Here is a 20,853-nt window from a genome sequence, read left to right on the forward strand (position 1 = left end):
TCAGCAGGACGAGGAAAGGCCCCGTTCCGGTTATCCACATAACCGGGACGGGGCCTTACCCGTTAAGGCCGCTTCCGGCAGGATGACGGAATGGCACCGTTCTCGCAGCCCCCTGTTTCTCGGGAACCTGTTTCGCAGACACCTGCATTTCAGGCCCATGCCTCCCGGGCCCATTCGCTCCAGGTCCGGGGCGATTCCCTGTCTCCGGACTCCCCCGCGCAGCTGCTGGAGCTCTATTCGCCGGGGCTGCCCTTCACCTGGCCTGAGCTCCAGTCCATGGCGGCTGACGGCGTGCTCACGCAGCTCTATCAGCACGGCTACACCGTTCCCGGGACTGCAGCCTCCCCGCAGCTGCGGGCACGCGCCGCGGCCCACGGGGTACCGGCCCCGGTGCGCCGGCGCGTGGTAGCGGGACGGATGACCGCGGCCTGGATCTACGGCTGCGCCCGCGAGCCGGACCGGCTGGCCCTCCTGGTGGACGCCAAACGCCGGATCTCCAGCCTTCGCTCCACCCGTGGCTGCACTCTCCACGAGGTCCGCCTGGGCCCGTTCGACGTCGTCAGCCTGGGCGGCCTGATGGTCTCGAGTCCGCTCCGGACTGCACTGGACATCGCCTTGCATGTGGAGGCCGAGAGGGCGGTTCCGGCACTGCGGCTGCTCCTGGCGAAACCCGAACTCGATGTCAGGCTCCGGCTCCTGGTGCTGGCGGTCGAGGCGATGCCCCGGCTGCCGCACAAAAACGCGGCGCTGGAGAAGCTCTCCCTGCTAGCTTCTCCGGCGGTTGCCCGTGGTCCGGTAGACGTCGAACACCCCGTCGATCCGCCGCACAGCACTGAGCACGTGGCTGAGGTACTTGGGGTCACCCATCTCGAAGGCAAACTTTGAGATGGCCACGCGGTCCGTGGACGTGTGCACACTGGCGGCCAGGATGTTCACGTGGTTCTCCGAGAGCACGCGCGTCACGTCGGACAGGAGGGACTTCCGGTCCAGTGCCTCCACCTGGATTTCCACCAGGAAGACGCTTGACTGGGTCGGCGCCCAGTCGACGTCGACGATCCGATCAGGCTGGTCCTTCAGGCCTGCCACGTTGGTGCAGTCCGTCCGGTGCACCGACACGCCCGACCCGCGCGTGACGAAGCCGAGGATCGGGTCAGGCGGCACGGGGGTGCAACAGCGGGCCAGCTTCACCCAGACGTCGCCCACGCCGCGGACCACCACGCCGGAATCCGAGAACCGGGCCTTGCTGACCTGGGTGGGAATGCTGACTTCGGTGAGGTCGTCATCGGGTGTTTCATTGCCGCCAAGGCTCTCCACGAGCTTTTCCATGACGGACTGCGCGGAGGTGTGGCCGTCGCCCACTCCGGCGTACAGCCCGGAAATGTCGACGTACTTGAAGTCCTCAGCCACGGCGGCCAGTGCGTCGTGCGTCATCAGGCGCTGCAGCGGAAGGTTCTGCTTCCGCATGGCGCGGGTCAGCAGCTCCTTGCCGCGGTCTATCGCCTCTTCGCGCCGTTCCTTGCTGAACCACTGCCGGATCTTGTTGCGTGCCCGGGCGCTCTTGACGAAGTGCTGCCAGTCCTGGCTCGGGCCGGCGCCTTCGGCCTTGGAGGTGAAGATCTCCACCCAGTCGCCATGGTTGAGTTCGCTGTTGAGCGGCACGAGCTTGCCGTTGACCCGGGCTCCGATGGTGCGGTGGCCCACCTCGGTGTGCACGGCATAGGCGAAGTCCACCGGGGTGGAACCGGCCGGCAGGGCCATGACCTCGCCCTTGGGGGTGAATACGAACACCTCGCGGGCGTTGATCTCAAACCGGAGCGAGTCGAGGAACTCGCCGGGATCGGAAGTCTCCTGCTGCCAGTCCACCAGGGAGCGGAGCCAGCCCATGTCGCCGTCGCGCGGACTGCCTGGTCCGGTGGCGGTCCGGTTCGGCTGGTCCTTGTACTTCCAGTGCGCGGCCACACCGTACTCGGCACGGCGGTGCATCTCGTGCGTGCGGATCTGTATTTCAACCGGCTTGCCGCCGGGGCCGATAACCGTGGTGTGCAGTGACTGGTACATGTTGAACTTCGGCATCGCGATGTAGTCCTTGAACCGGCCAGGCAGCGGGTTCCAGCGCGAATGCAGGGTGCCCAGGGCGGCGTAACAGTCGCGGACCGAGTCCACCAGGACCCGGACGCCCATGAGGTCGTTGATGTCGTCGAAGTCCTTGTCCCGGACGATCATTTTTTGGTAGATCGAGTAATAGTGCTTTGGCCGGCCGGTAATCGTGGCCTTGATCCGTGCCGTGCGCAGATCGTCGGCGATCTGGTTCCGGATCACGCTGAGGCTCTTTTCGCGTTCCGGCGTTCGGTCCCCCACCATGCGGACGATTTCCTCGTACACCTTGGGATAAAGCGCCGCGAAGGACAGGTCCTCGAGCTCCCACTTGATGGTGTTCATACCGAGCCGGTGTGCCAAGGGGGCGAAGATTTCCAGGGTTTCCCTGGCTTTGCGGGCTGAGGACTCGGCGGAGACGAACCGCCACGTGCGCGCGTTGTGCAGCCTGTCCGCAAGTTTGATCATGAGGACCCGGATGTCCTTGGCCATGGCCACGACCATTTTGCGGACGGTCTCGGACTGGGCTGCCTCGCCGAAGCTGACCTTGTCCAGCTTGGTGACGCCGTCGACCAGCATGGCGACTTCGGCCCCGAAGTCCGCCCGAAGGTCCTCAAGGGTGTACGGCGTGTCCTCCACGGTGTCGTGCAGCAGTGCCGCCGCCAGCGTGGTGCCGCTGAGTCCCAGCTCGGCGAGGATCGTTGCGACGGCGACGGGATGGGTGATGTAGGGGTCACCGCTCTTGCGCTTCTGTCCGCGGTGGCTCTGCTCCGCGACCACGAAGGCACGCTGGATGAGGTCGAAGTCTTCCTTGGGGTTGTTCGCCCGGACGGTCCGCAGCAGCGGCTCCAGGATGGGCGAGTACGTCGCGGTGCTGCGGCCCGTCAAACGTGCCAGGCGGGATCTCGTGCGCTCACGCCGGCCCGGGAAAGTGGGCCGGACGCCGGAGTTGTCCACGGGCACGCCGGGCGCCGGGCGCCCGGCAGCCACCAGACCAGTCTGTTGTCCCTGGCCCGGACCGTTGCCTCCGGCTGCCGTTGGCGCCGACGTCGAACCTTCTTCCAATGAAGTACCCCTCACGACCCGTTTAATTATCCCAGTCTATTCCCGCTCCGGGCCCGACTGATAACCGCGTCCGTCACCAACGGCGCAACCGAATACGCAGCCCGGTTCCCGGACGGCCCGACGCGACTAGGACAGGCGCTTAACGCAAGGACCGGATGCCGTCGCGGTGACGGCATCCGGTCCAAGGTCGGGGCTCTATGCTTTCGCGGGCGCCCCAGGCATTACAGGCCGCTAGGCTTTAGCGGGCTCGGCGGCCGCAGCCTTGGCGGCAGCGTCAGCGCGGCGCTGCTTGACACGATGGGCCTGCTTGACCAGCGGCGCCTCACTTTGGCGCAGCCAGGCATACATCGGGGCGGCGATGAAGATCGTCGCGGCCGTGCCGATCAGGATCCCGACGAACAGGGCCAGCGAAAGGTCACGCAGGGTTCCCGCACCCAGCAAGCCGGCCCCGATGAACAGGATCGCCCCGACCGGAAGGATGGCCACCATCATGGTGTTGATGGAGCGGACCAGGGTCTGGTTGACGGCAAGGTTGACTTCCTCGCCGAAGGTCCGGCGCGTGGAGGAGTCGATGTCGGCCGTGTTTTCACGGATCTTGTCGAACACCACCACGGTGTCGTACAGCGAGTAGCTGAGCACCGTCAGGAACCCGATGATCGCCGACGGTGTGACCTCGAAGTCGCTCAAGGCGTAGACGCCGGCCGTAATGAACATCGTGACGAGCATGCCCACGATCGCCGAGAGGGACATCTTCCAGGTCCGGAAGTACAGGGCCATCAGGACCGTCGCGAGGGCAACGAAGACCACGAGGCCGATCAGGGCCTGCTTGGTGACGTCGGCTCCCCACGTGGGCCCCACAAAGGTGGAAGTCACCTCGTTGTCAGTCACGCCGTAGGCCTTGGTGAGGCCCTCTTTGATCTTGAGGGTCTCGTCATCGGAGAGCTTGTCCGTCTGGATCCGCATGGTGGTTCCGGCGACGTTGGCGACGCGCGGCACGCTGCCGGGAACGACGTCGTGCACTGCCTTCTCTCCGACGGATGCTTCGGTGGTCTTGACGTTGGACACCGTGAACTCGGAACCGCCACGGAACTCAATGCCGAGGTTGAAGCCGCCCTTGACCACCGGGATCAGAATGGACAGCGCAACCGCCACAGCGGCCACGATAAACCAGATCTTCTTGGCCCCGACGAAGTCGTAGGAGCGCTTGCCTGTGTAGAGCTCGTTACCGAATTTCGCGAAACTGGACATTACTTGCCCTCCTTGGCCGGGCTCTTGGAGGAACCGGCGAGCTGCTCCTGCTGCTCCGCGCGGCGGCGTTCAGCGATGGTCATCCGGCGTTCAGCCTCAGCCGCGGCACCGGTGTTCTTGGCGCGCACCACTGATGGCTTGTCCTCCGGGCTGCGGAGCCTGCCGGCGCCGCGGTAGAGCGGCACCGCGCCAAGGCGCTCGGGGTCAAGGCCGGAGAACTTGTGGCCTTCGCCAAAGAACCGGGTCCTGGCCAGCAGCTGCAGGGTGGGATGGGTGAACATGAAGACGACGATGAGGTCGGCGATGGCGGTCAGGCCGAGCGTGAAGGCAAAGCCCCGCACGTTGCCGACAGCCACGAAGTACAGCACCAGTGCAGCCAGGAGGTTGACCGCCTTGGATGCCAGCACGGTCCGTTTGGCCCGCTTCCAGCCGTTCTCCACCGCCGACACCAGGCCCCGGCCTTCGCGGAGTTCGTCACGGATGCGTTCGAAGTAGACGATGAACGAGTCGGCTGTCTGGCCGATGGCCACGATAAGGCCGGCAACACCGGCGAGGGACAGCCGGTAATTTTCGGTCCAGCCCAGAATGGCAATCGCCAGGTAGGTCAGTGCACCAGCCACCACGAGGGAGAAAATGGTGACGAAGCCCAGTGCCCGGTATTGGAACAGCGAGTAGACAACCACCAGCAGCAGGCCGATGAGGCCGGCGAGGAGGCCCATCCGGAGCTGCTCACCGCCGAGGGTGGCGGAGATCTGCTGCTCGCTCTGGATGTCGAAGCTGATGGGCAGGGCACCGAACCGGAGCTGGTCGGACAGCGCCTTGGCGGACTGTTCCGTGAAGCCGCCGGTGATCTGTGGGCGGCCGTCGGTGATCACGGCCTGGGACCGCGGGGCCGAAATGACCTGGTTATCCAGGACGATGGCGAACTGGGACTTGGGATCATTGCCGGTCTCACCGCCCGCAGCAACGTAGAACTGGTTGAGGCGTTCGGTGACCGTCTTGAACTTGGCAGTTCCCTCCGCGTTGAACTGGATGTTTACAGCCCATTCGTTGGTGACGGCACCCTGGGCGCCCTGCTGGAGCTGGAAGGTCGAGCCCTGGATCTCCACACCCTTGACCTCGACGGGACCCAGGATGTATTTGATGGCGGGTGTCTGGTCCGTGGCAGGCTCGCAGGTGACCAGCGGCTTGGCCGGGTCAGAACGTTCCTGCTTGTCCTGGGCCGGGTTGTCACAGTCAAGGGCCTCGAACTGCTTCTGGACGTCCGCGGTGATCCAGTTCGAATCGCTGGCGTTCGTCGGCTTGGCCGTCGGCTTCGGCAGCTGGGCAGCAGGTGTCCGCTCGGCAGCGGGAACCGCTGCCCCCGCGCCCGTGACGAGGACCGGGCGGAAGTTCATGTCCGCGGAGGCCTGGATGAGGGCGCGGGTCGCCGACGATGGGGTGCCGGGAAGGCTCACCACCACGTTGCGGCCGGACTGCGTGCTGATCTCAGCCTCAGCGACACCGGAACCGTCCACACGCTGGCGGATGATGGCCACCGCCTGGTTGAGCTGCTCCTCGTTGATGTCCGAGCCACCCTCAACCTTGGGTGCCAGGATCATCTGGGTGCCGCCCTCCAGGTCCAGGGCAAGCTTCGGGCTCCAGCTGGCAACCCCGGACATTGTGCCGCCCGCAAGGACGGCCGTCATGGCAGCCAGGATTACGCCAAGCCAGACCAGCACCCGAAGGGATGGTTTATTGCGGCCAGTTCGTGCCATTGCCTATCTTTCTATTAATTGCGGAGGGCCGCCGGAGCGAGCCTTGTCGCACCCGGCGGCTCCGCAGCCGTAGACAGCTGTGCTGCGCGGAAGCGGCGGACTAGATGTCCTTCTTGCCCTCGTCATTGAGGCGCCTGAGCGTTTCGTCCGGAGTCTCGTCGGCCGTGCCGGTCTTGGCCTCGGGGGCCAGCGGTTCCTCGGCCGTCAGAGAAGACGCGTCATCGGGAACGGCCTGGGTTTCGGCGGCCGGTTCCACGATCTTGTTCACCGCCTGGCGGTGCACGGTGGCCAGGTTGCCGGGCGACAGCTCCAGAACGACCTTGTTCTCCACCTCGTCAATCGACACGATGCGGCCGAACAGTCCGAAGCTGGTCATGACCTCGATGCCGGGAGCGAACTCCGACTGCAGCTTGGCCTGCTGCTGCTGGGTCTTCTTGTTGCGGCGGAACATCAGGAAGATGAAAACGCCGAGCATGACGAACAGCAGGATGGTCATGATGTCGATGCCGCCGCCGGCCTGCGGCTGGGCCTGGGCAGTAATATGTCCGAACAAGTGAAGTTCCATTCTGTACTTGCGTAGCTGGTTGACAGCGACGTCCGCTTTGCACCGCGCTGCCCGCCCAGACGCGGGAGACCGGCCGCGGGCGGCCCGCCGTAGCGGGACACGGAAACAAAGCCCGGACGTGCCGAGCGTCTTTCCAGTCTAGAGGGAAAAGCTGGGAGGGCGCTGCTACTGAGTGCTGGAAACCCATTCGGATGACGATTCTTCGTCGCCCGGCCCGGCTTCGAACAGGTCCAGGGTTTCCTGGCCAAAGACCCCCGAGGGTACTGCCAGCCCCAGGTGGGTCCAGGCCGGTGCCATGGCGATCCGGCCCCTCGGCGTCCTGCCCAGCAGCCCCTCCCGGACCAGGTACGGCTCGGCGACCGTCTCCACGGTCTCCGGCTCCTCCCCTACTGCGATGGCCAGGGTTGACAGACCCACGGGGCCGCCGCCGAATTTGGTAATCAGTGCCTCGAGCACTGACCGGTCCAGCCGGTCCAGCCCGCGCTTGTCCACTTCGTACATGTCCAGCGCGGCGGAGGCGGAGCGGGAGTCAATCTGTTCGATCCCGTGGACCAGCGCCCAGTCCCGGACCCGCCGCAGCAGCCGGTTGGCAATGCGGGGGGTGCCGCGTGACCGTCCGGCGATCTCAGTGAATCCGGCCGAGTTCACCTTCAGGTCCAGGAGGCCGGCGGACCTGCGCAGCACCAGCTCCAGCTCCTCCACCGAATAGAACTCCAGGTGGCCCGTGAACCCGAACCGGTCCCGGAGCGGACCCGGCAGAAGTCCTGCACGCGTGGTGGCGCCCACCAGCGTGAAGGGCGGCAGCTCCAGCGGAATGGCCGTGGCACCGGCGCCCTTGCCCACCACGATGTCAACGCGGAAATCCTCCATGGCCATGTAGAGCATTTCCTCGGCCGGACGGGACATCCGGTGGATTTCGTCCAGGAAGAGGACTTCACCCTCGGACAGCGAGGAAAGTATGGCGGCGAGGTCGCCGGCGTGCTGGATGGCCGGGCCGCTGCTGATCCGCAGCGGCGCGTTCATCTCGGACGCAACAATCATGGCGAGTGTGGTCTTGCCGAGCCCGGGGGGTCCGGAAAAAAGGACGTGGTCGGCGCTGCGCCCGCGCATCCGGGATGCCTGCAGCACGAGGGAGAGCTGTTTGCGGACCCTGTGCTGGCCCACGAAGTCGTCGAGGTTCTTGGGCCGGAGCGCCGCCTCGATGGCCCGCTCCTCCGGCTCTTCTCCCCCGGCGACCAGGGACGGCTCAGCCACGGCTGCCTACCCTGTTGCCCGCCCGGGCGCCGTCCTGGCCCAGCCAGCGCAGCGTGGTGCGCAGGATCTCGGCAACATTGCCTTCCCCGGCAAGCTCCGGCGCATCCGCCAGGGCCTTGTCGATGCTGCCCGTGGCGTCCTTTTCGGACCAGCCCAGGCTGGTCATGGCGGCCACAACCTGCGGCTTCCAGACGCCTTCCGATGACGCAGCGGGCGCTCCCGCGGGCGTCGCCGTGCCGTGCGGAACCAGTTTCCCGGCGAGTTCCAGGACGATGCGCCCGGCGACTTTCGGGCCTATGCCCGGGACCTTGGTGAAGGTCTTGCTGTCCCCGGTGTGCGCCGCGACCCGGATGGCCTCGGGGTCGTGCACAGCGAGGACCGCGAGGGCGAGCCGCGGACCCACACCGCTGACACTGAGCAGAACGTCGAAAACTTCCCGTTCGTCGTCGGTCGCGAAACCGAACAGGGTCAGGGAGTCCTCCCGGACGATCAGGGAGGTGAAAAGCTTCCCCTCCTCGCCGGTCCGCAGCTTGCTGAGCGTCTGGGGCGTCGCGTAGACGCTCATGCCGGCGCCGTTGAGGTCGATGACGGCGGTGGACAGTCCGACGTGCGCCACGGTTCCGCGGAGAAAACTAATCAAGGCCGGGGCTCCTGAACTTGCGCCGGCAAAAACCGACTATCCGAACATATCTACGAATACCCTAGCAAGGGCCGGCGACATTCAGCGTGCACGGCGCGCCTTCGCCTCAGCCTCGGCCCAGGCACGCTGGGCCGGGGTCAGTGACTGGCTGCCGGGGCCTGTGGTGGCTACGCTGGCGCCGCTGCCCGCCCGCCACGCGTGCGTGATGGCGAGGGCCAGGGCGTCCGCCGCGTCCGCGGGACGCGGCGGGGCATCGAGGCGGAGAATCTTGGTGACCAGCTTGGTGACGGCCTCCTTGTTCGAGGATCCGCTGCCCGTCACCGCCGCCTTGACCTCGGACGGCGTGTGCAAAGCCACGGGGATGCCGCGCCGGGCCGCCGCGGCGATGACGACGCCGGAGGCCTGGGCAACGCCCATGACCGTGCTGACGTTGAGCTGCGAGAAGACCCGTTCGACCGCGAGCACGTGGGGCTCGTAGCGGTCGAGCCAGTCGTCGATGGCGAGGGCGATCACCAGCAGCCGCTGGTCGAGCGTTTCCTCGGGTGACGATCCCACCACGCCGACGGCCACCATGGTGGCCCGGCGGTTCTTTTCGACGTCCACTACGCCGATGCCGCAGCGGGTCAGCCCGGGGTCGATTCCCAGTACGCGCAGCGTCACGTGCGACCGGCCCGGTCCGCCACGCGGAAAATCACTCGGCTTCCAGGGCTGCCTGAACTTCGTCGCTGAGGTCAGCGTTGCTGTAGACGTTCTGGACGTCGTCGAGGTCCTCGAGGGCGTCAACGAGCTTCATGAACTTCTTGGCGGCGTCAAGGTCCAGCGGCACCTCCATGGAGGGCACGAACTCGGCCTCGTCGGTGTCGTAGTCAATGCCGGCTTCCTTGAGCGCATCGCGGACGGCCTGCAGGTCCTTCGGGTCCGAGTGGATCTCGAAGGTGTCCCCGTTGTCCTTGACTTCCTCGGCGCCGGCATCCAGCACGGCCATGAGGACGTCGTCCTCGGTGAGGTCGTTCTTGGGCAGGGTGACAACGCCCTTGCGGGTGAAGAGGTAGCTCACAGAGCCGGGGTCGGCAATGGTGCCGCCGTTCCGGGAAATGGCCAGCCGGACCTCGGATGCGGCACGGTTCTTGTTGTCGGTAAGGCACTCGATCAGCAGCGCGGAACCCTGCGGGCCGCGGCATTCGTACATGATCTCCGTGTAGTCCACGACCTCGCCGGTTAGCCCGGCGCCGCGCTTGATGGCGCGGTCGATGTTGTCGTTCGGAACCGAAGTCTTCTTGGCCTTGGTGACGGCGAGTTCGAGTCCGGGGTTTCCCGCGAGGTCCGGGCCGCCCATGCGGGCCGCGACTTCGATGTTCTTGATCAGCTTGGCGAACGACTTTGCCCGGCGGCTATCAATGATGGCCTTTTTGTGCTTGGTCGTTGCCCATTTGGAGTGGCCTGACATGCTTTACGCTTCTCCTCTGATCATGCGGATAAAAAGTTCATGCACGCGCTTCTCCCCTGTCACTTCCGGATGGAAGGAGGTGGCCAGCAGTTGGCCGGAACGCACTGCAACAATTCTAGCCGTCCCCTGCAGTTCGGCGGCGTGGGAGGCATGCTCCTGGTCTGCTGGCTCCACCTGCGCCAGGACTTCAACGCCGGGCCCGACGCGCTCCACCCAGGGGCCGCGGATGAACACCGCGTGAACCGGCGCAACCCCGTGCTCGGTGGCGCTGAACTCCAGGCCCTTGAAGTCGAGGTCGGTCTCGAAGGACTCACGCTGCCGGCCGAATGCGTTGCGGCGCACCGTGATGTCCAGGCCGCCGAACGTCTGCTGGGGGTTGCCGGCGAGGTCTGCGGCGGGGTCGGCGATGTCGTGCGCCAGCAGGATCATGCCCGCGCAGGAACCGTACACCGGGAGGCCGTCGGCGATCCGCTGCCGCAGCGGCTCCGCGAGGTCGAAGGCGCGCGCAAGCTTGTCGATGGCCGTCGACTCGCCGCCGGGGATGATGAGTCCGTCGAGTCCTTCGAGTTCCGCGGGGCGGCGGACACCCACGCCGGCGGCGCCCGCCGTCTCGACTGCCCGGAGGTGCTCACGGAAGTCGCCCTGCAGCGCCAGAACGCCGATGCGCAGGCCCGTGCCGGGCTTTTGGGGCACGCCGGCAGGGCGCGGAAGGGCGCTGGAAAGGGAATTGGTCATCTAAACAGCATAGTGTCCCGACGGCGGGCAGCCGCGCCCGCCGTAGGCCGTCCGCCACATTGCATGCCGTTGCTGGGATATATTACAGAGCATGTTTTCCCTCAGCGTTCCGCTCGGCAAGTTCGTTCGCCGGGTTTCCCGGCTCAGGGGCGGAGGCTCTGCACTACCCGGCCTGGTGGTCGAAAAAATCGACCCCGGCTTCATGCAGCGGACCCTGTCCACCCTCCCCCACGGCGTCGCCGTGGTCAGCGGCACCAACGGCAAAACCACCACCACGAAGATGGTGGTGGAACTGCTGGAAAGCCAGGGCCTGAAGGTGTTCACCAACCGCACCGGCAGCAACTTCACCCGGGGCGTGGCGGCCGCGCTGCTCGGCGACGTTGACTGGCGGGGACGGCTCGACGCCGATATCGCCGTGCTGGAACTGGACGAGGCGCACGCCGTGCACTTCGTCAACCGTGTCCCGCCGCGCTACAGCCTGCTGCTGAACGTCCTCCGCGACCAGCTGGACCGTTTCGGCGAGATCGACAAGACCGCCCAGCTCCTCCAGCACATCGCCTCCAAGACCACGGGGACTGTGGTGCTTAACCGCGAGGACCCGCGGGTGGCCCGGATCGCCGAGACGCTGCAGGGTCCCGAGGTCCTCTACTTTGGCCTGGACGACTCCCTGCTGGGCACCTTCCCCAGCGACGACGAACTCCGTGCCGGGCCGGGCAGCCCCGTACCTGCGGTGCCGGAACGGCCGCAGGCCGACGTCGTCCTCCGCCGTGTGGGTGCCGATGACGCCGATTTTGAGTACGACGGCGTCACTGTCACCACCGGGATGAAGCTCCGCGGCGTCTACAACATCTTCAATGCCGCGGCTGCGCTGGCCCTGGCCCGCAGCATCTGCGGCAGCGGTGCCGCCACGGCGGACCACAGCACCCTGCTGAGGGCCCTCTCCGAGGTGGCCCCGGCGTTCGGGCGCGGCGAAAGCCTCACGGTGGACGGGCTCCCGCTCGATCTGGTCCTGGTCAAGAACCCGAGCGGCTTCCGGCTTGGCCTCAAGTCCTTCCCCTCGGGCGGCTACGCCACCATGATCGCCATTAACGACAATTACGCCGACGGCCGAGACATGTCCTGGCTCTGGGACGTTGATTTTGACTCCCTGCGCCCGGACGGAGTGGACCAGGTCTCCGGCTCCCGCGCGTACGACATGGCCCTGCGCCTGCAGTACGACGAAGTGCAGATCGGGGCGGTGGGCACTGACATCCCGGCCGCCCTGGCCGACTTCATCCGCAAGGGCAAAGGCAAGCCGAAGCGGGTCTTCTGCACCTACACCGCGATGCTCGCCATCCGCCGTGAGCTGTCCAAAATCACCACAGTGGAGGTGGTCTCTTGACCCCTGATTCAGCCGCCGGCACTACCGCCTCGAAGGGAACCATCCGGGTCCTGCAGCTGTACCCGCGGGAGATGAACATCTACGGCGACTGGGGCAATGCCCTGGTGCTGAAGCAGCGCCTGAAATGGCACGGTTACACGCCGGAACTGCTCGAGTACAACGTGGGCGACGAGTTCCCGGAGGGAGTGGACATCATCCTGGGCGGCGGCGGGCAGGACAGCGGCCAGCTCGTTATCCAGGACGACCTCCAGTCACGGGCCAGCCTCCTCAAGGGGATGGCTGAGGACGGCACCCCCATGCTGCTCATCTGCGGGCTCTACCAGCTTTTCGGCCGTTTCTTCAAGACCCGCTCGGGCCCGGTCATTCCCGGCATCGGAGTTCTGGATGTGGAGACCCACGGCACGGATGAGCGGCTGATCGGCAACGTCAAGGTCACCACCGCCGAGTTCGGCGAGGTCCTGGGGTACGAAAACCACAGCGGCCAGACCACGCTGGGCCCCGGCGCCGAACCTCTGGGGACAGTGGCAAAGGGCACCGGCAACAACAGCAGCGATGGCCAGGAGGGCACCCGCTACCGCAACATCGTGGCAAGCTACCTGCACGGTTCCCTGCTGCCCAAGAACCCGGCCATCGCCGACTTCCTGATCCGGACCGCCGTCGAACGCAAGTACGGAACCTTCACCCCCGGCGAACCGGATGACCGCTACGCCGTCCTGGCCCGTGAGCACGCGGCCCGACGGCCGCGCTAGGGACTAACCCGGCCGCGCTAGCAGCAAACAGGCCAGATCACCGCTCCCTGGTGACCAGCAGCTCGTGGGCTCCGGCCTGGGCCGCGCCCATGGACTCCACCACCTGCTTGGTCCGCACCCGGGTGTCGGCGTCTGCCGCGGGACTGGCGCAGACGCCCTGCGGGGCGTCTGCGGCCACAGAGCACCAGCGGTAGGGACTACTGACGATGACTGACGGTGCCCAGGCGACGTCGGCTGCGGCCCATTTGCCGGCACTGTCCTGGCTGAACTGCGCCCGGAGCAGCAGGCCCTCGTTGTTGACGACGTACGTCGGCGACAGTTCTGTCACGCCGTTGCCGAGCCCGTAGGCGATCCAGGTTCCTTTGTACTTTTCAACGGGGAGCACCGAGTGCGTGTGGTGCCCGTAGACCATGGTGAACTGCCCGCTGTCCGCCAGAGCGTGCGCCACCTCCACCTGCTGGGCGTTGGGGGCGCTGGAGTACTCGTCCCCCGCGTGCATGGCGGCCAGCACGATGTCCGCGCCCTGCTCCCTGGCCTCCTTAGCCTTGGCGATCATGGCGGGGGCATCGAGCATGTCCACCTGCCACGGCTGTTCCGGGACCTGCCCGTTGAGCCCGTAGGTGCCCGCAATGACCGCAATCCGGGCGGCGTCCGTCTGCAGGATGAGGATGCCCCGGGACTCAGCCTGCGTCCGGTAGGAGCCGGTGTGCTCCAGCCCTGCTGCATCCAGCACATCCAGTGTCCGGGCGAGGCCCTCGGTGCCCTGGTCGATGGTGTGGTTGCTGGCCGTGGTGCAGGCACGGTAGCCGACCCCCTTGGCGGCCGCGGCGATCTGCGGCGGGACGTTGAAGGAAGGATAGGCGGAGAAGGGGCCGCCGGGCAGGGCCACCGGCGTTTCCTGGTGGCAAATGGAGAGGTCGCTCTGTTCGATGTAGCGCCGCTGGCCTTCCAGCAGCGGACCGAAGTCGAGTCCCTTGACACCGCCGGCCACGGCGTCCTCGTGGGCCTGTTGCCACAGCTGGGCGTGGACCAGCATGTCACCGGTGACCAGGACGGACGTGCAACGGACCGCCTTGCACGCGGGGCCGGCACCCGGCGTAGGCGTCGCTGCTGCGGTCGGGGTGGGCGCCGCCGTCGGCGTCGGAATGGCAGTGTTCCCGGCGCCCGGCGGCGATGCCGGGGCTGAGGGCTGACCGGCCGCACTGGAAGGTTGGCTGCCGGATTGTGGCCGTGCCTGCTCGGCGATCACGCCGCACGACGCCAGCGCCACCATCAGCAGTGCGGCCGCGGCCGCCCGAATCGCACGGCCAGGCACGTTCTTGTTCCCCATGACCCCAGCCTAAGCCGGGGGCACGCCGACCGCGGGTAACCGGTCCGTGGAAGCCGCCAAATCATTGTGCGCCGCAGGGCTGCATGAAAGGGTTGCTTCATGACCAATCCCCTCCTGTCCCCCAGCGCCCTGCCCTTCGAACTGCCGCCGTTTGCCGACATCGACGACACCCACTATGCCGAGGCGGTTGACGCCGGGCTGGCCGAACACCTGGCCGAGATCCAGGCCATCGTGGAAAACCCCGAGCCGGCAACGTTCGAGAACACAGCGCTGGCAATGGAAAGGTCCGGCCGTCTGCTGGACCGCGCCGCCGCCTCGTTCTTCACCCTGGTTTCGGCCGACGCCTCCGAGGCAATCAGGAAGCTGGAAACCGAACTGTCGCCCCGCTTCGCCGCCCATCAGGACGCCATATATCTTAACCGGGCGCTCTATGAGCGGTTCGACGCCGTGGACGCCGGGGGCCTGGACGCCGAATCGGCAAGGCTTGTCGCGGAGTACCTCAAGGAGTTCCGCCAGTCAGGCATTCAGCTGGACGACGCCGGCCAGGACCGGCTCCGTTCCCTGAACGCCGAACTGTCCCGGCTGGGCACGGAATTCGGCCAGCGCGTCAAGGAAGCGATGAAGTCCGCCGCCCTGCTGCTGGACAGCGCCGACGACCTCGCCGGCCTTCCCGGGGACGAGATCGCCAGCGCCGCGGAAGCGGCCCGCGTTGCCGGCCACGACGGAAAGTTCCTCCTGACGCTCATCCAGCCAAGCAACCAGCCCGCCCTGGCGTCACTGGACAACAGGGACGTGCGCCGGCGGCTCTTCGAGGCGTCCGTGGCCCGCGGCAGCTCCGGCGGAGACCTCGACGTCCTCGACCTCGTGAAATCCATGGTCCGGCTCCGCGCCGAAAAGGCCGCCCTGCTGGGCTTCGCCAACTACGCCGAACTGGTGGTGGACCGGCAGACGGCCCCGGACTTCGGCGCTGTCCGGACGATGCTGAACCGGCTGGCGCCCGCCGCCGTCCGGAACGCGGACGCCGAGGCGGCCGCCCTGGCCGGGAGCGCCGGCCACCCGCTGGAGGCCTGGGACTGGGCCTACTACTCCGCCAAGGTCCGGCGGGAACGGTACACCGTGGACGAGCAGGCCCTCAGGCCATACTTTGAGCTGGACCGGGTACTGACCGATGGCGTGTTTTTCGCCGCCACCGCGCTCTTCGGCATCACTTTCCATGAGCGCAAGGACCTTGCCGGCTACCACGGGGACGTCCGGATCTGGGAGGTCCGGGAAGCAGACGGAACGGAGCTCGGGCTGTTCCTGGGCGACTACTACACCCGCGAAACCAAGCGGGGCGGCGCGTGGATGAACTCGCTGGTGGACCAGTCGGCGCTGCTTGGCACCAAGCCGGTGGTCATCAACAACCTGAACATCTCCAAACCTCCCGCGGGTGAGCCCACGCTGCTCACGCTCGATGAGGTGCGCACGGCGTTCCACGAGTTCGGCCACGCCCTGCACGGGCTGTTTTCCAATGTCACCTACCCGCGGTTCTCGGGCACGTCGGTGCCGCGGGACTTCGTGGAGTACCCGTCCCAGGTCAACGAGATGTGGATCATGTGGCCGGAGGTGCTGTCCAACTACGCCCGCCACCACGCCACCGGGGAGCCTCTGGCCCAGGACGTCGTCGACCGGCTCAACGAGTCCCGTCTGTGGGGCGAGGGGTTCGCCACCACGGAGTACCTCGGCGCTGCGCTGCTGGATCTGGCCTGGCATGTCCTGGAAGCCGGCGGTGTTCCGGAGGACGCCCTCGAGTTCGAGGCGAAGGCACTGGCCGCCGCAGGAGTGGCACATCCGCTCATTCCCCCGCGGTACCGGACGGGCTACTTCCAGCACATCTTCGCAGGCGACGGCTACGCTGCGGGCTACTACTCCTACATCTGGAGCGAGGTGCTGGACGCCGAGACCGTGGACTGGTTCACCGAGAACGGCGGGCTCAGCCGGGCCAACGGCGACCGCTTCCGCGCCGAGCTCCTCTCCCGCGGCAACAGCCGGGATCCGCTTGAGTCGTTCCGCACGCTGCGAGGCCGCGACGCCACCCTCGAGCCCCTGCTCAAGCGCCGCGGCCTGGAGTAACCCCAAAAACAACGACGCCGGCCGGTCACCTTGGAAGGTGACCGGCCGGCGTCGGACTGCTTTTTGGAGCTGCTACCAGCCGCGCTCGGCGAGGCGGTGCGGCTGCGGGATCTCGTCCACGTTGATGCCGACCATGGCCTCGCCCAGGCCGCGGGAGGCCTTGGCGATGACGTCCGGGTCATCGAAGAAGGTGGTGGCCTTCACGACGGCGGCGGCGCGCTGGGCCGGGTTGCCGGACTTGAAGATGCCGGAGCCGACGAACACGCCGTCGGCGCCGAGCTGCATCATCATCGCGGCGTCAGCCGGGGTGGCGATGCCACCGGCGGTGAACAGCACCACCGGGAGCTTGCCGGTGGCGGCAATTTCCTTGACCAGTTCGTACGGGGCCTGCAGTTCCTTGGCCGCGACGTACAGCTCGTCCTCGGGCAGGGAGGCGAGCTTCTTGATCTCGGCGCGGATCTGGCGCATGTGCGTGGTGGCGTTGGAGACGTCTCCGGTGCCGGCCTCGCCCTTGGACCGGATCATGGCCGCGCCCTCGTTGATGCGGCGCAGCGCCTCACCGAGGTTGGTGGCACCGCAGACGAAGGGAACGGTGAAGTTCCACTTGTCGATGTGGTTCGTGTAGTCGGCCGGGGTCAGGACCTCGGACTCGTCGATGTAGTCGACGCCGAGGGACTGCAGGATCTGGGCCTCGACGAAGTGCCCGATGCGGGCCTTGGCCATCACCGGGATGGAGACGGCATCGATGATCTGGTCGATCATGTCCGGATCGGACATACGGGACACGCCGCCCTGGGCGCGGATGTCGGCCGGGACGCGCTCGAGCGCCATAACGGCAACGGCACCGGCGTCTTCGGCGATGCGGGCCTGCTCGACGTTGACGACGTCCATGATGACGCCGCCCTTGAGCATCTCTGCCATGCCGCGCTTCACGCGGTTGCTGCCCGTCACGCTGTTGGCGGACGAGCCGGCTTCGTTGCTTACATCAGGTGTAGACACAAAAACCCCTATGGGTAGCTAGATGACCTTCGCCGGCAGTGCAGGCGGCAAGGACATGCCGTTTTTGCACACACCGGATTACCGGATCCATTGACCGGGCAGTCCTAATACTAGTCCCACGGCGGCAGCCCGGCTTAATCAGGTTTGTTCGGAGTCTTCCAGCGACTGGATGCGCACGGCCAGGATGCGCTGGACCACCGTGACGAGGCTCGCCGCGGCCAGCAGCACCAGAGTCGCCAGCAGCACCACAGGCGGCAGCCCAACACCGGTGAGGCCGGTGATCACCAGGACGGAAACCAGCCGTTCAGCGCGCTCGGCAATGCCCACGTTTGCCTGGAAGCCGAGGGATTCGGCCTTCGCCCGGACATAGGAGACCACCATGCCAAGAACCAGGCAGACGACGGCGGCAACGGCTATGGGGGCATCCGCACCACCGGTGAAAAACCAGATGGCAAGGCCGGCAAAGAGGGCCCCGTCAGCCAACCGGTCCAGGCTGGAGTCCAGGAAGTTGCCCCAGCGGCCGCCGAGGTTCTTCATCCGGGCCATGATGCCGTCGATGACGTCGGAGAAGATGAACGCCGTGATGAAGACGGTTCCCCAGAAGAGCTGGCCCAGCGGATAGAACACCAGGGCCCCAACCACCACCCCGGCAGTTCCCACAATCGTGATGGCGTCAGGCGAGACGCCAATTTTCAGTAGCCAGCGTGCAAGCGGGGTAAACAGCGCGGTGAAGAACCCGCGGGCATGCCTATTCAGCATGCGTCTCCCCGGGCCAGGCGTCGGCAACCTGCTGGCGGACCTCGTCGAGCGTCTGGGTGATCGCCTTGGTCTGGGCGATGATCGGGAAGAAGTTTCCGTCCCCGCCCCAGCGCGGAACGATGTGCTGGTGCAGGTGCCCCGCGATGCCGGCCCCGCCCACAACGCCCTGGTTCATGCCGAGGTTGAAGCCGCCGGGATTCGCCACCTTCCGCAGTACGCGCATGGCGGTCTGCGTCAGGTCGGCGAATTCGGCGGTCTCCTCCACCGTCAGGTCCGTGTAATCGGGGACGTGGCGGTACGGGCACACCAGCAGGTGGCCGGGGTTGTAGGGGAACAGGTTGAGCACCACGTAGCTCGTGCGCCCCCGGTACACGATGAGCGACTCCTCGTCGGTGCGCGCCGGCGCGATGCAGAACGGGCAGTCGTCCGTGTTCTTGAACTGGTGCTGGCCGCCCTTGATGTAGGCCATGCGGTGCGGAGTCCACAGCCGCTGGAAGGCATCCGGAACGCCGGCGAGGCCAAAATCGTCCGTTACTTCCGCGTCGCCCGGATAGCCCGACCCTGAGTTGTCCTGCACGTGTTCCCCTCCGCCGCGGCTAGCTGGTCCGGTTGCGGACGGCGTCCACGATCCGCTGGACAGCATCGGCCACGGGCACGCCGTTGTCCTGGCTGCCGTCCCGGAACCGGAAGGAGACCGCGCCCGCTTCCGCGTCCTCACCGCCGGCGATCAGCACGAACGGGATCTTGTCCTTGCTGGCCGTGCGGATCTTCTTCGGGAAACGGTCCGAGGAAATGTCCACCTCTGCGCGGATGCCGGCAGCCTTGAGCTTGTCCACGACATCGAACATGTAGTCGTTGAAGGCTTCGGCAACCGGGATGCCCACCACCTGCACGGGAGCGAGCCAGGCCGGGAAGGCGCCGGCATAGTGCTCGGTCAGGACGCCCATGAACCGCTCCACCGATCCGAACAGGGCCCGGTGGATCATGACGGGACGCTGGCGGGTGCCGTCGGCGGCCTGGAACTCGAGTTCGAAGCGCTCAGGCAGGTTGAAGTCGAGCTGGATCGTGGACATCTGCCAGGTGCGGCCCAGGGCATCCTTCGCCTGGACCGAGATCTTGGGCCCGTAGAACGCGGCTCCGCCCGGGTCCGGAACGAGCTCCAGCCCGGAAGCCTCGGCAACTTCGGCCAGGGTGCGGGTGGCTTCCTCCCAGGTTGCGTCGTCGCCGACGAACTTGTCCTCGTTCTTGGTGGACAGTTCGAGGTAGAAGTCGTCCAGGCCGTAGTCCTTGAGCAGGCCGAGGACGAAGTTCAGCGTGGTGGTGAGCTCGTCCTTCATCTGCTCGCGGGTGCAGTAGATGTGGGCGTCGTCCTGTGTCATGCCCCGCACACGGGTCAGTCCGTGGACCACGCCGGACTTTTCGTAGCGGTAGACCGAGCCGAATTCGAAGAGCCGCAGCGGCAGCTCACGGTAGGACCGGCCGCGCGAGCGGAAGATGAGGTTGTGCATGGGGCAGTTCATCGGCTTCAGGTAGTAGTCCTGGCCGGGCTTGCGCACGGTGCCGTCGTCGTTCAGTTCCGCGTCGATGTGCATCGCCGGGAACATGCCGTCCCGGTACCAGTCCAGGTGGCCGGAGACCTCGTACAGGTGCCCCTTGGTGATGTGCGGGGTGTAGACGAACTCGTAGCCGGCGTCCACGTGGCGCTGCCGGGAGTAGTCCTCCATGGCCTTGCGGATGATGCCGCCCTTGGGGTGGAACACCGGCAGGCCGGAACCCAGCTCGTCGGGGAAGGAGAACAGGTCCAGCTCGGCACCAAGCTTCCGGTGGTCGCGGCGCTCGGCCTCGGCGATGCGTTCCTGGTACGCCTTCAGGGCATCCTTGGTGGGCCACGCGGTGCCGTAGATGCGCTGCAGCTGCTGGTTGTTCTGGTTGCCCAGCCAGTACGCGGCCGACGACCGGGTCAGGGCAAAGGCGTTGGAGATGAGCTTGGTGTTGGGCAGGTGGGGGCCGCGGCACAGGTCGCACCAGACGCTGTCCCCGCTCTTGCGGTCCACATTGTCGTAGATGGTGATGTCCCCGGCGCCCACTTCGACGTTGACGCCTTCGCCGGCCTCGGCGGCGTCGTTCTTCTTGCCCAGCAGTTCGAGCTTGTAGGGCTCGTTCTTCATGGCCTCCCGGGCCTCGTCCTCCGAGACCACGCGGCGGACGAACTTCTGGTTCTGGTTGATGATCTTGAGCATCATCTTTTCCAGGGTCTTCAGGTCTTCAGGGGTGAAGGGTTCGGCGACGTCGAAGTCGAAGTAGAACCCGTCCGTGATGTAGGGACCGATGCCGAGCTTGGCCTCGGGGCGCAACTGCTGGACGGCCTGGGCCATGACGTGGGCGGTGGAGTGGCGCAGCACGTTGAGCCCGTCGGGGGAATCGATGGTGACGCCTTGAACCTCGGCACCCTCGGGAAGAGGCTGGTCCAGGTCCTTGAGCTCGCCGTCGACCCGGGCCACTACGACGTCGCGGCGCTCAAAGAAGAGTTCCGCGCCGGTGGTCCCGGTAGTCACCTTCATTTCTTCGCCATCGACGATGAGGGTGATCTGCTGGGCATCTGACACGGGTGTCTCCTATTCAAAGTTCAGGCTTCGTAGCTTGTGGCGTACGGGGACCACAGCCAGCCTCGTCAATGTTATCTGTTGCAGAAGAGGCGAGCCAAAGCGCCACGGCGGC

The 20,853-nt window shown here is 66.5% G+C and carries 18 protein-coding genes; 4 read left to right on the forward strand and 14 right to left on the reverse strand.

From position 1 onward, the window contains the following. Nucleotides 1-90: 90 nt before the first annotated feature. Nucleotides 91-885: a hypothetical protein gene (locus tag AC57BR_RS15380; RefSeq protein ID WP_496362047.1), complete on the forward strand. Its 795-nt coding sequence runs from the start codon at nucleotides 91-93 to the stop codon at nucleotides 883-885. On the opposite strand, the gene AC57BR_RS15385 is transcribed toward AC57BR_RS15380, so the two are convergent. From AC57BR_RS15385 to pdxT, 9 genes are all read right to left on the reverse strand, one after another. Continuing rightward, on the reverse strand, nucleotides 766-3,159 hold the full coding sequence (locus AC57BR_RS15385) for a RelA/SpoT family protein (protein WP_496362323.1): 2,394 nt from the start codon (nucleotides 3,157-3,159) through the stop codon (nucleotides 766-768). The genes AC57BR_RS15380 and AC57BR_RS15385 overlap by 120 nt on opposite strands. A gap of 231 nt (nucleotides 3,160-3,390) precedes the next feature. Then, nucleotides 3,391-4,407, reverse strand: coding sequence for a protein translocase subunit SecF (gene secF / locus AC57BR_RS15390; protein ID WP_496362049.1), 1,017 nt, complete (start codon nucleotides 4,405-4,407; stop codon nucleotides 3,391-3,393). Continuing rightward, a complete protein-coding gene (secD, locus tag AC57BR_RS15395) occupies nucleotides 4,407-6,164 on the reverse strand; it encodes a protein translocase subunit SecD (protein WP_496362051.1) in 1,758 nt (585 codons plus the stop codon). The genes secF and secD overlap by 1 nt, the downstream gene beginning before the upstream one ends. A gap of 100 nt (nucleotides 6,165-6,264) precedes the next feature. Then, nucleotides 6,265-6,660 (reverse strand): preprotein translocase subunit YajC, encoded by a 396-nt coding sequence (yajC, locus tag AC57BR_RS15400; RefSeq protein WP_496362325.1) that lies wholly within the window; start codon nucleotides 6,658-6,660, stop codon nucleotides 6,265-6,267. A gap of 234 nt (nucleotides 6,661-6,894) precedes the next feature. Beyond that, on the reverse strand, nucleotides 6,895-7,983 hold the full coding sequence (gene ruvB / locus AC57BR_RS15405; RefSeq protein ID WP_496362053.1) for a Holliday junction branch migration DNA helicase RuvB: 1,089 nt from the start codon (nucleotides 7,981-7,983) through the stop codon (nucleotides 6,895-6,897). After that, a complete protein-coding gene (ruvA, locus tag AC57BR_RS15410; RefSeq protein ID WP_496362055.1) occupies nucleotides 7,976-8,623 on the reverse strand; it encodes a Holliday junction branch migration protein RuvA in 648 nt (215 codons plus the stop codon). Before ruvA ends, ruvB begins: the two co-directional genes overlap by 8 nt. 81 nt (nucleotides 8,624-8,704) lie before the next feature. Next, on the reverse strand, nucleotides 8,705-9,283 hold the full coding sequence (ruvC, locus tag AC57BR_RS15415) for a crossover junction endodeoxyribonuclease RuvC (RefSeq protein ID WP_496362057.1): 579 nt from the start codon (nucleotides 9,281-9,283) through the stop codon (nucleotides 8,705-8,707). Nucleotides 9,284-9,314: 31 nt separating this feature from the next. Beyond that, the gene (locus AC57BR_RS15420) at nucleotides 9,315-10,070 is read right to left on the reverse strand and encodes a YebC/PmpR family DNA-binding transcriptional regulator (RefSeq protein ID WP_003800675.1); all 756 of its coding nucleotides are present in this window, start codon (nucleotides 10,068-10,070) and stop codon (nucleotides 9,315-9,317) included. A 3-nt stretch (nucleotides 10,071-10,073) separates the two neighbouring features. Next, nucleotides 10,074-10,805 carry a pyridoxal 5'-phosphate synthase glutaminase subunit PdxT gene (gene pdxT / locus AC57BR_RS15425; RefSeq protein ID WP_496362059.1) on the reverse strand — a complete coding sequence of 244 codons (732 nt, stop codon included), beginning with the start codon at nucleotides 10,803-10,805 and terminating at the stop codon, nucleotides 10,074-10,076. Between the two features lie 91 nt (nucleotides 10,806-10,896). On the opposite strand from pdxT, the gene AC57BR_RS15430 reads away from it, so the two are divergent. Next, nucleotides 10,897-12,186, forward strand: a complete 1,290-nt coding sequence (locus AC57BR_RS15430) for a MurT ligase domain-containing protein (RefSeq protein WP_496362061.1) — start codon at nucleotides 10,897-10,899, stop codon at nucleotides 12,184-12,186. Next, complete coding sequence (locus AC57BR_RS15435) at nucleotides 12,183-12,935, forward strand: type 1 glutamine amidotransferase (RefSeq protein WP_496362063.1); 753 nt, start codon at nucleotides 12,183-12,185, stop codon at nucleotides 12,933-12,935. The genes AC57BR_RS15430 and AC57BR_RS15435 overlap by 4 nt, the downstream gene beginning before the upstream one ends. Before the next feature lie 37 nt (nucleotides 12,936-12,972). On the opposite strand, the gene AC57BR_RS15440 is transcribed toward AC57BR_RS15435, so the two are convergent. Then, nucleotides 12,973-14,265 (reverse strand): CapA family protein, encoded by a 1,293-nt coding sequence (locus AC57BR_RS15440; RefSeq protein WP_496362065.1) that lies wholly within the window; start codon nucleotides 14,263-14,265, stop codon nucleotides 12,973-12,975. A gap of 99 nt (nucleotides 14,266-14,364) precedes the next feature. On the opposite strand from AC57BR_RS15440, the gene AC57BR_RS15445 reads away from it, so the two are divergent. Continuing rightward, nucleotides 14,365-16,377, forward strand: coding sequence for a M3 family metallopeptidase (locus AC57BR_RS15445; protein WP_496362067.1), 2,013 nt, complete (start codon nucleotides 14,365-14,367; stop codon nucleotides 16,375-16,377). A gap of 72 nt (nucleotides 16,378-16,449) precedes the next feature. Here the strand turns inward: AC57BR_RS15445 and pdxS are convergent, their stop codons facing one another. From pdxS to thrS, 4 genes are all read right to left on the reverse strand, one after another. After that, a complete protein-coding gene (gene pdxS, locus AC57BR_RS15450) occupies nucleotides 16,450-17,376 on the reverse strand; it encodes a pyridoxal 5'-phosphate synthase lyase subunit PdxS (protein WP_306923942.1) in 927 nt (308 codons plus the stop codon). Nucleotides 17,377-17,514: 138 nt separating this feature from the next. Continuing rightward, complete coding sequence (gene pgsA, locus AC57BR_RS15455; protein ID WP_496362069.1) at nucleotides 17,515-18,135, reverse strand: phosphatidylinositol phosphate synthase; 621 nt, start codon at nucleotides 18,133-18,135, stop codon at nucleotides 17,515-17,517. After that, nucleotides 18,125-18,712, reverse strand: coding sequence for an HIT family protein (locus AC57BR_RS15460; RefSeq protein ID WP_496362071.1), 588 nt, complete (start codon nucleotides 18,710-18,712; stop codon nucleotides 18,125-18,127). The genes pgsA and AC57BR_RS15460 overlap by 11 nt, the downstream gene beginning before the upstream one ends. Before the next feature lie 19 nt (nucleotides 18,713-18,731). Further along, nucleotides 18,732-20,696, reverse strand: a complete 1,965-nt coding sequence (thrS, locus tag AC57BR_RS15465) for a threonine--tRNA ligase (RefSeq protein ID WP_496362327.1) — start codon at nucleotides 20,694-20,696, stop codon at nucleotides 18,732-18,734. Nucleotides 20,697-20,853 lie beyond the last annotated feature (157 nt).

This window comes from Arthrobacter sp. BGA-UO-ETr-C19, assembly GCF_059568005.1.

What these genes read in the sequence shown, in the direction of transcription:
- AC57BR_RS15380 (WP_496362047.1), top strand. Translation starts at nt 91, where the DNA reads ATGGCACCGTTCTCGCAGCCCCCTGTTTCTCGGGAACCTGTTTCGCAG.
- AC57BR_RS15420 (WP_003800675.1), bottom strand. Translation starts at nt 10,070, where the DNA reads ATGTCAGGCCACTCCAAATGGGCAACGACCAAGCACAAAAAGGCCATC.
- thrS (WP_496362327.1), bottom strand. Translation starts at nt 20,696, where the DNA reads ATGAAGGTGACTACCGGGACCACCGGCGCGGAACTCTTCTTTGAGCGC.
- yajC (WP_496362325.1), bottom strand. Translation starts at nt 6,660, where the DNA reads ATGACCATCCTGCTGTTCGTCATGCTCGGCGTTTTCATCTTCCTGATG.
- secF (WP_496362049.1), bottom strand. Translation starts at nt 4,407, where the DNA reads ATGTCCAGTTTCGCGAAATTCGGTAACGAGCTCTACACAGGCAAGCGC.
- pgsA (WP_496362069.1), bottom strand. Translation starts at nt 18,135, where the DNA reads ATGCTGAATAGGCATGCCCGCGGGTTCTTCACCGCGCTGTTTACCCCG.
- AC57BR_RS15440 (WP_496362065.1), bottom strand. Translation starts at nt 14,265, where the DNA reads ATGGGGAACAAGAACGTGCCTGGCCGTGCGATTCGGGCGGCCGCGGCC.
- secD (WP_496362051.1), bottom strand. Translation starts at nt 6,164, where the DNA reads ATGGCACGAACTGGCCGCAATAAACCATCCCTTCGGGTGCTGGTCTGG.
- AC57BR_RS15445 (WP_496362067.1), top strand. Translation starts at nt 14,365, where the DNA reads ATGACCAATCCCCTCCTGTCCCCCAGCGCCCTGCCCTTCGAACTGCCG.
- AC57BR_RS15430 (WP_496362061.1), top strand. Translation starts at nt 10,897, where the DNA reads ATGTTTTCCCTCAGCGTTCCGCTCGGCAAGTTCGTTCGCCGGGTTTCC.
- pdxT (WP_496362059.1), bottom strand. Translation starts at nt 10,805, where the DNA reads ATGACCAATTCCCTTTCCAGCGCCCTTCCGCGCCCTGCCGGCGTGCCC.